14 protein-coding genes are annotated in these 14693 nt (G+C 49.2%); 7 read left to right on the top strand and 7 right to left on the bottom strand.

The features are described 5' to 3' along the window. Window positions 1-15 precede the first annotated feature (15 nt). Window positions 16-1011, bottom strand: coding sequence for an HD domain-containing phosphohydrolase (locus MHB80_RS22305; RefSeq protein ID WP_341279045.1), 996 nt, complete (start codon window positions 1009-1011; stop codon window positions 16-18). Between the two features lie 30 nt (window positions 1012-1041). Beyond that, window positions 1042-3105 (bottom strand): ATP-dependent helicase, encoded by a 2064-nt coding sequence (locus tag MHB80_RS22300; protein ID WP_341279044.1) that lies wholly within the window; start codon window positions 3103-3105, stop codon window positions 1042-1044. 85 nt (window positions 3106-3190) lie between these two features. On the opposite strand from MHB80_RS22300, the gene MHB80_RS22295 reads away from it, so the two are divergent. From MHB80_RS22295 to MHB80_RS22285, 3 genes are all read left to right on the top strand, one after another. Continuing rightward, entirely contained in the window at window positions 3191-3754 is a 564-nt protein-coding gene (locus tag MHB80_RS22295) for a GNAT family N-acetyltransferase (protein WP_341279043.1), read from the top strand. Window positions 3755-3851: 97 nt separating this feature from the next. After that, window positions 3852-4316: a GNAT family N-acetyltransferase gene (locus tag MHB80_RS22290; RefSeq protein WP_341279042.1), complete on the top strand. Its 465-nt coding sequence runs from the start codon at window positions 3852-3854 to the stop codon at window positions 4314-4316. A 16-nt stretch (window positions 4317-4332) separates the two neighbouring features. Further along, window positions 4333-4941, top strand: a complete 609-nt coding sequence (locus MHB80_RS22285; protein ID WP_341279041.1) for a DUF1349 domain-containing protein — start codon at window positions 4333-4335, stop codon at window positions 4939-4941. A 13-nt stretch (window positions 4942-4954) separates the two neighbouring features. Here MHB80_RS22285 and MHB80_RS22280 read toward each other — a convergent pair whose 3' ends face one another. Genes MHB80_RS22280 through MHB80_RS22265 form a run of 4 tightly spaced genes read right to left on the bottom strand, consistent with a single transcriptional unit; the run spans window position 4955 to window position 9119 of the window. Further along, window positions 4955-5170 (bottom strand): hypothetical protein, encoded by a 216-nt coding sequence (locus MHB80_RS22280; RefSeq protein ID WP_341279040.1) that lies wholly within the window; start codon window positions 5168-5170, stop codon window positions 4955-4957. Window positions 5171-5200: 30 nt separating this feature from the next. After that, window positions 5201-6421, bottom strand: coding sequence for a Ger(x)C family spore germination protein (locus tag MHB80_RS22275; protein WP_341279039.1), 1221 nt, complete (start codon window positions 6419-6421; stop codon window positions 5201-5203). Further along, complete coding sequence (locus MHB80_RS22270) at window positions 6418-7524, bottom strand: endospore germination permease (RefSeq protein ID WP_341279038.1); 1107 nt, start codon at window positions 7522-7524, stop codon at window positions 6418-6420. The genes MHB80_RS22275 and MHB80_RS22270 overlap by 4 nt, the downstream gene beginning before the upstream one ends. A 53-nt stretch (window positions 7525-7577) precedes the next feature. Then, complete coding sequence (locus tag MHB80_RS22265; protein ID WP_341279037.1) at window positions 7578-9119, bottom strand: spore germination protein; 1542 nt, start codon at window positions 9117-9119, stop codon at window positions 7578-7580. A 216-nt stretch (window positions 9120-9335) separates the two neighbouring features. Here MHB80_RS22265 and MHB80_RS22260 point away from each other — a divergent pair, with 216 nt between their 5' ends. Beyond that, window positions 9336-9755 carry an AraC family transcriptional regulator gene (locus tag MHB80_RS22260; protein ID WP_341279036.1) on the top strand — a complete coding sequence of 140 codons (420 nt, stop codon included), beginning with the start codon at window positions 9336-9338 and terminating at the stop codon, window positions 9753-9755. A gap of 140 nt (window positions 9756-9895) precedes the next feature. After that, the gene (locus tag MHB80_RS22255) at window positions 9896-10678 is read left to right on the top strand and encodes an SDR family oxidoreductase (protein WP_341279035.1); all 783 of its coding nucleotides are present in this window, start codon (window positions 9896-9898) and stop codon (window positions 10676-10678) included. 98 nt (window positions 10679-10776) lie between these two features. Here MHB80_RS22255 and MHB80_RS22250 read toward each other — a convergent pair whose 3' ends face one another. Next, window positions 10777-12378, bottom strand: coding sequence for a diguanylate cyclase (locus MHB80_RS22250; protein ID WP_341279034.1), 1602 nt, complete (start codon window positions 12376-12378; stop codon window positions 10777-10779). Window positions 12379-12848: 470 nt separating this feature from the next. Here MHB80_RS22250 and MHB80_RS22245 point away from each other — a divergent pair, with 470 nt between their 5' ends. Further along, window positions 12849-13331: a Fur family transcriptional regulator gene (locus MHB80_RS22245; protein ID WP_341279033.1), complete on the top strand. Its 483-nt coding sequence runs from the start codon at window positions 12849-12851 to the stop codon at window positions 13329-13331. Between the two features lie 194 nt (window positions 13332-13525). Continuing rightward, complete coding sequence (locus MHB80_RS22240; RefSeq protein ID WP_341279032.1) at window positions 13526-14677, top strand: response regulator; 1152 nt, start codon at window positions 13526-13528, stop codon at window positions 14675-14677. Window positions 14678-14693: the final 16 nt, after the last annotated feature.

Here is a 14693-nt window from a genome sequence, read left to right as displayed (position 1 = left end):
AAGAGGGATTGGCACTTACGCCAATCCCTCTTTTTGTTTATTAAGCTGAATAAATGAATCGACTAAGTCCGGGTCAAACTGGGTGCCGCGCATCTCTTTAATGTAAGCGAGCGCCTGCACCTCCGACCATTTTTCCTTGTAGGGGCGTTTGCTGGTAAGGGCGTCGAAAACATCAACGATGCTTACGATTCGCGCTTCAATGGGGATAGCTTCTCCAGCAAGCTTATGCGGATAGCCCTCGCCATCCCACCGTTCATGATGGTGCAAAATAATATGCCTGCTCGCTGTCAGCTCGCTAGTAAACAGCTCGTCATTAAACTCATTGAAAATCTTCTCAATAATGTCGACGCCAATAAACGTATGCATTTCAATAATGGTGCGTTCATAGTCAGCGAGCGGACCTGGCTTATACAAAATCCCCTCGGGAATGCCTGATTTTCCGATATCATGCAAAATGCTCGCTGAGGCGATGCGGCTAAGCCGTTCTTCTTTCCATCCCAACTGCATGCGCTCATTATGATAACGCACAAGCTCCTCCGTAAGATCCCTCACCCGCACAAGATGCGACTCAATGCCAGGATCGCGAATTTCACAGGAAATGGCGAGCACCTTGAGCAGCGAGCTTTGAATATGCCCAATTCGTTCCTGAGGCATATAGAAGCCGCTAGGGAGCTGCTCCAATTCACGGAAAATGCCGATATAATACCAGCTCTCATCCATATATAAAGGTGTAATGGTAATGGAGGAATGCCACAGCTGTCCATCCTTGCGGCGGTTAATGAATACGCCAGACCATGGCCGCTTTGCCTTTAACGCTTCCTTCATGCTCTCATGAATATGCCCAGGAGTAAGGCTGGTGCGAACAATACCGGCCGTTTTACCTAATATTTCTCTGCGGCTGTAGCCGGTTATCGCTTCATAGCTCGAATTGATTTCTAATATTTGATGCTGGTCATCCGTAATAATAACGGCATCACCTAATTGTAAAAAGGTTCTAAGCTGATCGTTCATCCAGTAGCCACCCCACTAATAGGCATATATTTATTTAAAAGCGTTGAGTAAAAAAGAAGAAACGGCCGCCGGTTTGCCGCGATAATAACCAGGCGAGCTGATGTACAGCTCTTCCTTGGCACGCGTAACGGCGACGTAAGCGAGCCGGCGTTCTTCCTCCAGTGCAGCCTCGGCAACGTCATCACCCGTCTGAATAGCGCTGCGGTCACTATTTTTGCTCGCGGACAGCGCGGAGCTGTGCGGTAAAATGCCATCGGATGCCCCGCTGACGAATACAACGGGAAACTCCAGACCCTTTGATTTGTGGATCGTCATAAAATGGACGGCGTCAGCACCACGGCTCGCCAGCTTGAGCTGCCTCATTTCTTGCAGCTTCACTGCAATTTCGTCCACGAATGCCAAAAAATCGGCAATCGTGGCAAAACGTTTGGAAGCGGTTTCCAGCTCGTCCAGCGTTTCCTTCAAGGCGTCCTTGTGCTCGGTAAGCGTCTGGCTTTTATCGGCTTGGATGTAATTGTCATAAAAGCCATCGCGCAGCAGGCGAATAGCCTGCTCAGGCTTAAGCTTAGGCAAGGAGCGAATGAGCCGCAGCCGCTCTTTGATTTTTTCCTGATGAAATTCCTTAATGCCGGGGAAGCGGACGAGGTGGATCAGCGGCCATTTTTTGGCTTGCTGCTTCTCTTCGTTCCAAATGAAAGCCATAGCCTGCTCCGGCTTGACATAAAGCGTCGCCAGTATATTTTGCATCGCATCAAAATGACGCCGATCGATCGCCAGCCGCAAATGGGCAATGATCGGCTTTACGACCCATTGCTCATAAAAGGACTCGCCTCCGCCATAATCAATAAACGGAATTTGCCGTATGACCAGCTGGTCGAAGATGGCGCGGCTGCTGCTTGCCGTACGAAACAAAATGGCGAAATCCTGATAGCTGCGCTTCCCCTGGCTCTGCGTCTCCGTAATTTTATTGACAATCAGCTGGGCCTCATCGTCGGTATTGCCGGGCCTTGCAAATGTTGGGGAGTGACTTTGCGTCTTCGCCACTTTGAGCGACTTGGGACGGCGCTGCTTGTTGCTGCTAATAATCACATTGCCCAGCCCGACAATGGCAGCCCCGGAGCGATAGTTAATGTCGAGCACAACATTTTTGCTGGTCGGATATTGCTGTTCAAAATTCAAAATATAATCGTTGCGCGCCCCGTTAAACGAATAAATCGTCTGGTCATCATCGCCAACGACCATCAAATTGCCATGCTGCTTAACAAGCAGCTTAATCAGCTCATATTGCACCTTATTCGTATCCTGAAACTCATCGATCATCACGTAGCGGAAGCGGCGCTGCAGCATCTCGAGCAAGTTCTGATCGGTCGTCAGCAGCCGATAAGCGGCCAGCAGCATATCATCATAGTCGATCAGCTGCTGCTCCGACTTCCACTGCTCATAGCATTCAAACAAAATTTTCAGCTGCTTGTCCTCTTCTGTTTGGGCTGGCAGCTCATGGAGCTCCAGCATTTCCAGCTTGTAGGCTGAAAATAACGTAATAAGCGTCTCCGGCTGATACGTCTCATGCAAATTGCGTTCGCGCAGCAGCCGCTTGAAAAAAATCTGCTTCCGGCCGCTGTCGCCTAAAATCGCCTGTCTCATGCCACGCCTGCGCAGCAGCTGCAAGCAGAAAGAATGGAAGGTCCTTGCTTCAACCGCAGCGGCAGCACTTTCAGAAATACCGGGCAGCGTGGCGATGCGCGACTTCATTTCCTCCGCTGCTTTTTTGGAAAACGTCATGAGCAGCAGCTGGGAAGCCATTACGCTGCGGACAGACAGCAAATAAGCCGTTCGGCAGACGAGAACGGAGGTTTTGCCAGAGCCAGCTCCAGCGAGCGTGAGCAGCGGCCCCTCGGTATGGCGAACAGCGGCAATTTGCGCCTCATTCAGCTGGATGCCGTGCTGTTCCAGCGAGCGGAAAAAAGCGGCATCGGCTTCCCCGCTTCTGACAAGCTGTTTGCTCGTATCAGCTGTCGCCTGATTTGCCCGTGGCATTATGTTTGTTGTTACACCGTAAGGTCTGGGATAATATTTTGTACGTGTTTGTTCCATATGTATAATCACCTGTGCTTGATTATAGCATGGCTTAATGGATTAAGATAAACTAATTGAAGAATAACAATAGGAGATGAGCGAAATGATTGTTCCAGCGAAAAAAGAAGATGTGCAGCAAATTATGCCGCTTCTGCATGCTGCGATTGGCGATATCGCCTGTACGCTAACGGGGGCTCAAGACGAGCAGGAGGCTATGAATATACTGGCAGATTTTTATGTGGAAAAAGGAAATAGGCTCAGCTACGAGCATGTGCTTGTCGCCTGGGAGGGGGAGGCCATCGCTGGCATGGCGCTCGGTTACGGCGGTGACGCTGCTGAGAAGCTGGATGCTCCGCTGCTGTCGCGAATCCGCCAGAAGCCAGCCCATGCTGGCTATCAGATTATGACGGAGGCAAGGCCCGGGGAATATTATTTGGATTCCGTGGCGGTAAATCCCGCCTATCAAGGAAAGGGGATAGCGCGGGCTTTGATCGGCGCGCTGGAGAAGAAGGCCAAGGATGCGGGCTGGCCCCGCCTATCGCTCATTGCGCTGGATGATAACGAGAAGGCGACGGCGCTCTATATTCGGATGGGCTATGCCGAGGATGGGGAGCTGGAGCTGGCAGGACACCGCTACATTCGAATGGTAAAGCAGCTGACGCAATAATGGATTGCGAAGTGGAGAGCAAACAGGTACGATAGCCATATGGCAAATATTCCATTCATTTACTAACTTGCTAGAAGCAGCTTTGGAGGCATAACAGATGAAAGACATAAGTATTCGTATCGTAGAGCCACTGGATGAAACGTTGCACCAACTCATTCAATTACTAGACGAGGAACTGCTGGAACGCTATCCGGCGGAAGAGGTGCATGGACTTGATTTCACCGATCCGGGCATCAAGGACACTACATTTATTGTCGCTTTTTCCGGGGACGAGCCTGTGGGCTGCGGTGCCATTCGGCCGCTCGATGCCCAATATACGGAGCTGAAACGCTTTTTCGTGCGCAAAGAAAGCCGGAAGCTCGGCATCGCGGCTGCTATGCTTTCCTTTTTGGAGGATCAGGCGCAGCTGCTCGGGTTTGCGGGCATTCGTCTGGAGACGGGGCCCGAGCAGCCTGAGTCGTTGAAGTTTTATGAAAAGCATGGCTATGTATTTATCGGGAAATTTGGCGAATATGTCGACTATGAGCTGAGCATGTGTTATGAGAAGCGTTTTGGCGCATAAAGAAGGGAAGAACACGATGAATGTATTTGAAGGATGCAGCAAGCAAAGCCTAGGCAAGGAACTGTCATGGATTAATGAGCCGAAGAGCTGGGAAGTGAATGAGCATAAACAGCTGATTGTGCAAGCACCGCCGATGGGCGATTTTTTTATCGATCCGGCAGGAGGAAATACGAAAAATTCTGCTCCTTTTCTATATACAGTAGTTGAAGGCGATTTTTATGCCGTCACTCGCGTTGCGGTCGATATGAAGCAGACGTACGATTCCGGCTGCATCATGATAATGGCGGATGAAGACCACTGGGCAAAGCTGTGCTCGGAGTTTTTTGACGATATGCCGTCCATTCTCAGTGTTGTAACGAGTGGAGCCTCCGATGATTGTGTTTCCAGCGATGCCCAGATCGTTCGTCCTTTTTTGCGTATTGCCCGGGCAGGCAATTGCTTTGCATTCCATTATTCGCATGATGGCGTCAAATGGAAAATGGTTCGTTATTTTGGGATGGACGTTCCCGCAACGATTAAAGTGGGCGTCGTAGCCCAATCACCGATTGGCGAAGGCAGCGTCGCAACGTTTGATTATTTAAAAATCAGCACAAACGTAATTGGCGACATCCGCAGCGTTAATTAAGAACGAGTTGCAGCTACTTCATGCCAATGGTGCTGAACAGGAAAGCAATGAGCTCGGTTGGGCCAGGCATGTCGGGGAAAAAAACGAGCAAAATCGCCAAAGCTGCCGTTATGGCGGTTATGGTGACAGCCGTATTGATTTCCCGGCGGCTGCTCCTTCCCCCGTGAGCTTCTCCATATACAATAATGACGGAGACGAGCACAATACCTGTAATAAATAGTGCCTTCATCGCGAGCCCTCCTGCATGTTTATGCTGCATTTATTCATTGGATTGGCCCGGTATCCCTTGCGGATCACCGGATTTTCCTGTACGCAAAATGCGAACCTCTACTTGGATTTTCGTTTTTATTTTTGGAAAATCGCTTTCCCACTGAGCCTTTTTTGCCTTCCATTTGTGTGGGAAATGATTGCGGTACGCATTCGCATAGCCAAAAAAATCCGTTTTCAGCTTATGCTGGGTTAATTGCAGTGCGGCTTCCGCTCGCTGCTTAAACTGTTCTTGAAACAAAGCCTGAATTTTTTCCACATTCGGCGGTGGCAGGAGCGACAGATCGGTTGTATTCAAGATGACATCGCCCTTTGTTTTAATGTTGACCTCCATCGTCCAGTTCCCGTCAGCAAAGCCGGGAATAAACTCGGTGCGAATGAATTGCGGTTTTATGGTGACAGCCGCTTGTTTGTTCGCTTCATCTGGATTAACCGTCAAAACGATATTGTCCAGCTGATTAAGCAGCATAAGCACGCCAAGGCTCATCGGCTCGGTCACGACGTGAATTTCCCGGTCATTGCGAATCATGGCCAGTCCGAATATATAGGGCATGGTAGCTAGCTTGCTTTGTCCAGACTCGGGCCGAGGAATTTTCAGTCTGGAAAGAACAGCTGATTTGCCTAGACCCTCCAGCGCTTGGGCTAAATCAAGCACCGTCATTTTGGTACCCAGCTTCATGTTGCCCATTTCGCGCAAAGCTTCCGCCGAGCTTCGCTCAAGAGGAGGCAGCAAGGAGAGGATATCCTGTGCTTTAGGCTCACTAATATAAACATAGGCATGCTCGCGAAATTGGGAGAAGCGCAGTAGAAAGTCCATATACTCGCGAATGCCGAGCTTTGCTGTCTTTTCTCCAATGACTATGGCCTCGCAATGGCCCCAGAAAACGTGGCGGGAAATTTTGCGCTGCAGCCGCGCCATTGCATCCGCAATATTGTTTCCTTCGGCAGTTCGCACCATCGTAACGCCGCTCGGAGACCCTTCACTGCCACCGGTCCCTCCAGTCGCGCTGCTGCCGCTTTGGCGTGGAATGAAAATTTGAATCGAAAGATGAACTTTACCGTCTTTGGTTCGATCAATGCCGGTTGCCAACACCATTGCCAAATCATTAATTTCCATTCGATCCCAGCAGCCCTGCAAAAGCGTCGCGCTGCATGCCGCCAGAAGCAGGAGCGCGATTTTGCGTCGCAGATTGTGCAGCTTGCTGCTCATCATGGGGAAGCCTTCTTTTTACGGGTCAGCTTATTTTTAAGGAGCATGAGCAGCAGAAGCAGCATAGGCAGCACGAACAGGCTTATGATTGTATACGTGTTTCCGGATATGCTGATCAAATTGGCGATATCGCCCTGGCTTCTGGCTGACCAGTAGGCAAAAACCGTACATAGAAAGGCAAGTGGCATAACGATAGAACGGTAATGCTTCAATTTAAGCCAATCTGCCACAGTAATCGAATAGACATATAGAAATACCGATATTTTCACAAAAATGCCTGAAATCCATATGGCAATAACGACTGCTTCCAAATGCTGCATAAAGTCGGCGATTGTAATGTAACGGGCGGCAATCATCACCGGATAAATAAAGCTGGTAGTCAAATCCCCCATAAGAAACAAGCATACGAGATTGGTGGCAATCATTGTAATGGTGACAAACAGCACCGATAGCATGCTTTTGCGCATCGCTTTCTCACGGTCGTTCACAAAGGGAAGCAGAAAAGCGATCAAAATATATTCACTGAACCAGGCGGCTGGCGCCAGCGCCCCTTTAATCGATGGACCTATGCCATTTTCGGCAATCGGCAGCAGCTCGGAAGGATGAAGCTCGCCGATTAGCAAAATAAATAGAAAGGCCGAAAGAAAGATAAATACAGCTGTGAATATTTGAGAAGTTCTGCCAATAACCTCAATGCCGAGCCGGGCATTAATGGCACATACGAGCACCATTGATCCGGTAACCACGAACTGCGGCGTCATTGGCAGTGCATTGCTAATAATAAACTCGCCATACTGGCGAATAATGATGCCTGTTAGATGGGGCAAATAAAAAATATAAAACAAACCCACCAGAAAACCCGGAACAGCTCCAAGCAGGCTGAAGCTCGTTCGTATCAAGGTGCTGTCTGGCTTCAGCCGATTCAGCTTGATGGCCACCCATACAGTCAGCATGCCAAACAAGCCTGCCCATATCGGAGAGAGCCACATATCTTGATGGGCATGGGTCATCGTAATGCTGGGCACAGACAAAATCGACGTAGCGAGAATCGATGGATAAAGCAAAATAGCCATTTGAGACGATGATATTTTTCCAGTTTCAAGCATTGGAGCTTCAGCCCCCTCCGTTAACATTTTGGGCAGGTTTTGGATGACGTGAGCTATTTTTTGTTCCCGCTTCGACTGCTGCGTCTAGGATGCCCTTCTTTGCGGGCTTCGTTCATCCATGCGGGAGCACGCCAGATGACATCACGAATGGTCCCCATCGAGGCTGGCGTAACGGGCGACAAGTAGGGAACACCGAAGGAACGCAGACTCGATAAATGGATGACGATTAAAATCAGCCCCAGCATCATGCCGATCAGCCCGAGCGTGCCCGCCATCAGCATAATGGGAAACCGCAGCAGACGTGAGGCAATGCCTGCTGCATACCGCGGAATCATAAACGAGGCGATGCCCGTTGTCGCTACAACAATGACCATAGGCGCGGAGACGATGCCTGCCGAAGTAGCGGCTTGTCCGATGATCAGTGCCCCCACAATGCTGACGGCAGCACCGACCTGCCTTGGCAGCCGCACCCCGGCTTCACGCAGCGCTTCAAAGGCAATTTCCATAATCAGCGCTTCGACGAGTGCTGGAAAAGGAATTTCCTCCCGCGCCTTGGCGATGCTGAGCAGCAGCACTGTTGGAATCATTTCCTGATGATAGGTCGTAATCGCGACATAGGCTGATGGAAGAAGCAGTGACAGCAGGAAAAAAACATAGCGCAGCCAGCGTACAAAGGTACTCATAATAAAGTGCTGATAGTAGTCTTCGACAGACTGCAGCATGGAAAACAAGGTCACGGGTGCGACGAGGGCAAAGGGTGTCCCATCAATTAATATGGCGAATCGCCCTTCAAGCAAATTTGCGCATACAACGTCAGGCCTCTCGGTTGCGATCATTTGTGGAAATGGCGAATAAGGCGAGTCGGCAATCCACTCCTCAATATACTCGCTTTCCAAAATACCATCGGTGTCAATAGCGGCAAGCCGCTTCAGCGCCTCATCGACGGTAGCAGGATTTGCTGCTCCCTCCAAGAAGAGAATACCGATATCGGTTCGCGTATATTCGCCAATGGTCATCGTGAGCAGCTTCATCTTCGGGCTTTTCATTTTGCGGCGCAGCAGCGACAGATTAATGGACAGCACTTCATTAAACGATTCACGGGGGCCGCGAACGGTAGATTCCGCCGAAGGCTCCTCAATGCTGCGATGCTCGATTTTCTGCAGGCCAAACGACAGAGCCTCCTCGCTCCCATCGATAAATAACAGCGGCATGCCTTTGCTGATGCCAACAGTAGCATCCTCCAATGTGCGAATCGTATTGGCAGCGGCGATGGGCAGCAACCCCAGCAGCTGTGCGGGAGTTGCAGCAGTCAAACCGCCAGCATGGCTCGCAAGCGGACGCAAAATGAAAAGATTCAGCTGCTCATTATCGCACATGCTGATATGAAACACGAGCATGGCGTCAGCGAGCTCGCCGATCCGCAAGGAATGGAAGGAGAGGTCATCGCAGTCCGCATACACACGCCGCAGCTCTGCCATATTTTCATCTAATCGATGGGAAAGAGGCTGCTGCTTTTCAGACGGATGATCGCCTGACTGCTGCCAATCTGCCTTTGCTGTTTTGTGCTTCCAATTGCTGCGTTTGAATCCGAGCATGGCAGTCCCTCGCTTCCAGATGATAGAACAACTCCGTGTCCTTAGCGTTTCCAGCGTGTTCCTTTCCTATGTAAGGAAGTAGATATTTTCAGAAGTGGTGAATTATTGTGACAGGGTGTTGAAAAAAAAGCACGCTTGAATTATAATTGATAATGATAATCATTATATATGGATGAGTGATCATTCAGCTGTGCCAATAGGCCGGGAAGGTGGGAAATGATAAAGCATATGAGAAACTCGATACGGATGGGCTTTCAAGAAGAGGATACACACTTTAGGCATAACACCGAATCTGTTGCAGGAGGAAGAAGCAAGCTTGGACAGACGGTTGAATATATGAAACGACATTATCAAAAACCAATTACAAGGGATATGCTTGCCAGCATGGTTGGCATTACGCCGGAGCATTATTCCCGCGCCTTCAAGAAACATATGGGCATCAGCCCAATTGATTATTTGATTGCCATTCGCATTGACCGGGCTAAGGGACTATTGAAGGAGACGAATGCGACGGTGCGCAGCATCGCTCGTCAGGTTGGCTACGAAGACCCGTATTATTTCAGCCGCCGCTTCAAGCAGGAGGTCGGTGTAGCACCTTCCGCTTATGCGGTGCCTGGGTTTAGTGCTGGATTATAAATAAAGGATGAAGCATGTCGGAGCTCACTAGACCCGGCATGTTTTTTTTATACTGGATATTAGGGCACAGCACGTTTAGACTGAATGGGTAGCGATAATGAGAGCCTTGTTTGATTACATAGTAGACAGGAGGAATTAGAATGGATTTGGGTATGCAAGGGAAACGTGCCATTGTGACGGGAGGAAGCAAGGGAATTGGACTTGCCACCGCGCTGCGGCTGGCGGCTGAGGGAGCGGAGGTGGCGATCGTTGCCAGACAGGAGGGGTCGCTGCAAGAAGCAGCAGAACGGATTGAGCAGGCGACAGGCAAAAGGCCGCTTATCATCTCCGCCGATGTATCGGTCGAGGCCGAGGTACAGCGTGCTGTTGCCGAGGTGGTCCAGCAGCTTGGCGGTGTCGACATTCTCGTAAACAATGCAGGGACGTCAGCAGCGCTGCCATTCGATAAGGTAGAGCCTGATGCGTGGGCAGCCGATCTTGACCTCAAGCTGTATGCGGCCATTCATTTCACGCGTGCGGCGCTTCCCTATCTCCGTAAGGCGGGGGGAGGCGCCATCGTAAATGTAACGGCTATCGGCGGCAAGACGCCGGCAGGCTCCTCGCTGCCCACTTCGGTAAGCCGTGCAGCTGGTCTTGCGCTGACGAAAGCGATGAGCAAGGATTTGGCTGGCGATGGCATTCGTGTGAATGCTGTCTGCATCGGCCTTATTCGCAGCGATCAAATAGAGCGCATGTGGAAACAGAGCGCTTCCGATCTATCGTGGGAGGAGTTTGCGGCAAGCCCGAGGCATGATATACCGCTTGGACGCATCGGCAATCCGGAGGAAGCGGCGAATGTCATCGCTTTTCTCGTCTCGGAAGCGGCTTCCTTCGTTACGGGAACTTCCGTCAATATTGACGGCGGCAAGGCAGCGGTGCTGTAGCTCCATTTGAAAAATAAACCTGGCATCAGCAAGCATCTTTCCTTATGCATGCAAGCAAGAGCAGCTAGCTGCGACTTCATTCTTCGCAGCTAGCTGCTCTAAAACTCCGCATCCGCTGCAATCGTCTGGTTGCGGCCCGCATTTTTTGCTTGATACAGCGCTTGATCCGCTTTCTGGAGCAGCTCCTCGGGGCTGGTGCCATGCAGCGGATATTGCGCGACTCCCTGTGAGATCGTTACGCGTCCTACAACCGGATCTACTCCCCCCTCCACTTCCATTCGCAGCTGTTCGGCAACTAAGTAAGCTTCCGCAAGCGTCGTCTGCTGAAGCAAAATAACAAGCTCCTCCCCGCCATAGCGGTAGCCGATATCTTCTGGCCGAATGGCATGAATGACGGTCTGCGCCAGTTGCTTAAGCACCGCATCGCCTGCTTGATGGCCATATTTATCATTGACTCGCTTGAAACGGTCAATATCGATAATAATAATGGAGAAGGGCAGATTCTCTTCCATCCATAACGTCAAAAACTTGATTAAGGTGCGCCTGTTCATGAGCCCCGTCAGCGGGTCCGTTTCCGCATCTTTCGTTAATTGATGATGCTGGGCCTGAATAAGCGATCCTACATTAATGGTTGATTTAATCAGCAGATCCGTTTCCCTAATCCAGTGGTTTTTGCGCCAGGAGCTAAGCTCGCCTGGATCACCAAGCTGACTGACAAACTGCGAAAGCCTTAGAAACGGATTGGCGATGCTTCGCGCCAATATAACGACAGCGAATATAAGCAGCAGCAGTGGTATGGCAACCGTGATGGCAACATTTTTGAAATGATAAAAGAGCTGATCCTTTATGCTTTGCACAGGAGTTGCTACTACGATACCCCAGCCATTTTCCTTGACGTTGGCGTATCCGATGAGCAGCTCGCTGCCGTCCAAATTAGTGACGGTTTCGCTGCCGCTTTGCCCAGCCATTAGCTTTTTCACGACCATATTTTCGCTGATGTTTCTGCCGACAAGCATCGGGTCAGGATGAAACAGTAGATTGCCCTGCTGATCCACAAGATATAAATAAGACTCCAAAAAGTCATTCGTATTTTTCTCGAAAATCGTATTCATAACATTATTTTTCTTTAAATAAATGCTGCCGCCAATAAAGCCCTTGTATTGCTGGTTTTTGTCATACAGCGGCTCGCTTACCATAATAAATAAATTACCCGTTCGTTCATCGAAAAAAGGGTCCGATATGCTCGACCGTTTCGATGCCAGCGCTTGTTTCAAGGAATCCGACGTAATCGGCTCATTGATTAAGTTATTTATTCCCTCCGTAGCCCCTCTTATCATTCCATGTTGATCCACAACCACGATAGAATTAAAAAAATTGCTGCTGTGCTTCATTAAATTTAAATCCTCATTCATCCTCTGGGCTTGATTAGGCCCGTCCCACATGCCCTCCTGATCTCTTTGCACACTGTATTTCAGGCTTAACCGTATCGTCTTGGTTAAGGCGTCCAGCGTATCGCTCATTTTGCTCGCTTTGGAGAAATTAGTGGAAAGGGCCGTACGTTCCATTAATTGCTTGCTGGATTGGAAGGCTGAAAACATCACGAGGATAATCGTAACCAGGACGCATAAAGAAACGAGACCGCTAAGTACGGTAGCCAAGCTGATTTTACTCTTTTTATACGCTGGATGTGGGGCTTTCATCGTAATGACTTCCTTTCGTTTCGCGTAAAGTGTGTCAAAGGAAAACGTTGTATAAAGTAAATTCGTTCTATAGTCCAAAAGTCCTGTAACTGCTAAAATGTTGATTCTACTGTTTTTTTTTGGATTTGTGATAAAATTGAATTTATAAAATGATGAACGATACTGTCAGATGTACGAGTTTGAAAGCGTAATATGAATTGCGGAGCCTGATATGAATAGATTCTGAATGGAAGAGAAAACGGGAGAAATAGCTTGTACCGTTGCAGGCGTGCTGCTGGTGATTTATATTATACAGCCTGCATGGCGATTCAGACAGTAGCTGTGCTAAAGAAAACGATGCTTAATGCTACAACCTATTGGCTGTGAAAAGCTAGGAAGCTTGCTTTTTTGATATATCTATAATAAAATTAAGATGATAATGATTACAAATTGAGAAATTGCAAGCCGCATGCAAAGGAGGCTCATGAGCGATGAGTGAACTGGAAAATCATATAGATAGAATCAACCAGCAGCTGAAAGCGAAGGGCTACAAGCTGACGCATCAGCGCGCGATGACTTTAAGAGTGCTGCTGGAGAACGAGCAGGATCATCTCAGCGCAGAGGACGTATATATGCTGGTCAAGAAGTCTTACCCAGAAATCGGGCTGGCGACCGTTTACCGGACGCTTGAGCTGCTGACCGAGCTGCATATTGTAGAAAAAATGAACTTTGGCGATGGCGTTGCCCGCTTCGACTTGCGTGACGACAACCAAGAGCATATGCATCATCATCTGATCTGCGCCAAATGCGGCGTGCTGAAGGAAATTCAAGAGGATTGGCTGCTTGAGCTGGAGCAGCGCGTACAGCGCGAATTCGGCTTCACCGTTACCGACCACCGATTGGATTTCACCGGCATGTTTCAAGGCTGCAATGCCGGAGATTGCAAGCGAGGCAAAGATACGAAAGCTAGCTAATTGTTAATTTTATGGAGAAATGCATGCATATAAGCCAGCCAATGGCCTTAAAAACGCTGAATCCACCAAATAAAGGGGATTCAGCGTTTTTTTTTACGGCATATTTTTATTTGGTATTGATAATAAGGCTTGGTAAACCGTTATATAAGTATAGGACTTGCGGCTTAAACTACCAGTTAAGAAGGTGACAAAACATGAAGACTATATTGGTAGATAACGAGCCTCTAACGCTTAAGCTTCTGGAAGAGGAGCTGGGGAAAATTGGAGGCATCGATATTGTGGGAATCTTTTCTAATCCTGAGCTGGCGTACCAGCATATTTTAGCCGATCCTCCGATCGCTTTATTTTTAGATATCGATACGCAGGAGCTTGGCAGTATACAGCTTGCTGAGCAAGTGCTGCAGCACTTTCCGGAAGTTATGCTTATTTTCCTAACTGAGCAAGAGAAGTATGCGGTGAAAGCATTTGAGCTTAGCGCTCATGACTATATTATGAAGCCTTTCAACCATGAGCGGTTGTGCACAACGGTTGAACGGCTATTAAAGCGGGCCAGAATTGCTCCTCCTGCTGCACAACTGGTATCTGGCCCAGCTAAAATGATCCATTGCTTTCGATCACTGCGCATTGGGCCGAAGGGCGATGAGAGCGTAACGCTCAAATGGAAAATCTTGAAGGCGCAGGAGCTTTTCGCCTATTTGCTGGAGCATCGCGGGAAGCTGAACCGCAAGGAGGATTTGCTTGATCAGTTGTGGCCGGAAATCGAATGGCGGAAAGGCACCTCCCAGCTGTATACGGCGATTTATCAAATTCGGCGAATGATGCACAGAGAGGGTGTTGACATTCGGATCGTAAACCGTGATGAAGGCTACACGCTGGATTTGAATGGCGTGCTTCTGGATACGGAGGAGTGGGAGCGAAAAATTAAGAGAATCCCTCCGCTAACAGATGAAACATTAGAGCAGCATCAGCAGATGCTGGAAATGTACCCTGGCGACTATTTGCTGGAGTATGCGTATGAATGGGCCGAAACGGAGCGTCGTCGGCTTCGCACCTTATGGCTGCGTCATGCCCAGCGCATTGCCCAGCATTATGATTCGATTGGCAATGAGGCAAAGGCAGTCCAGCAATATTTGCTCATTCAAAAACAGCTGCCCTCCGAGGAGCAGATTTATTTTGAGCTGATGCGTTTGTATGATCGGATGAATGAACGGTTTGCTGTACAGCGGCAGTACGATCAGCTCATACAGATGCTAAGGCAGGAGTTTGATGCCGAGCCGCTGACGCTGGTGCAGCAATGGTACAATCAATGGCAATACAAGCATAGCCAGCGTTTGTCTGCGCAATAAGCGATATACAATGGCA

Source organism: Paenibacillus sp. FSL H8-0537 (assembly GCF_038051995.1).
Taxonomy (GTDB): Bacteria; Bacillota; Bacilli; order Paenibacillales; family Paenibacillaceae; genus Pristimantibacillus.
This window is presented reverse-complemented; position numbering and strand designations above follow the sequence as displayed.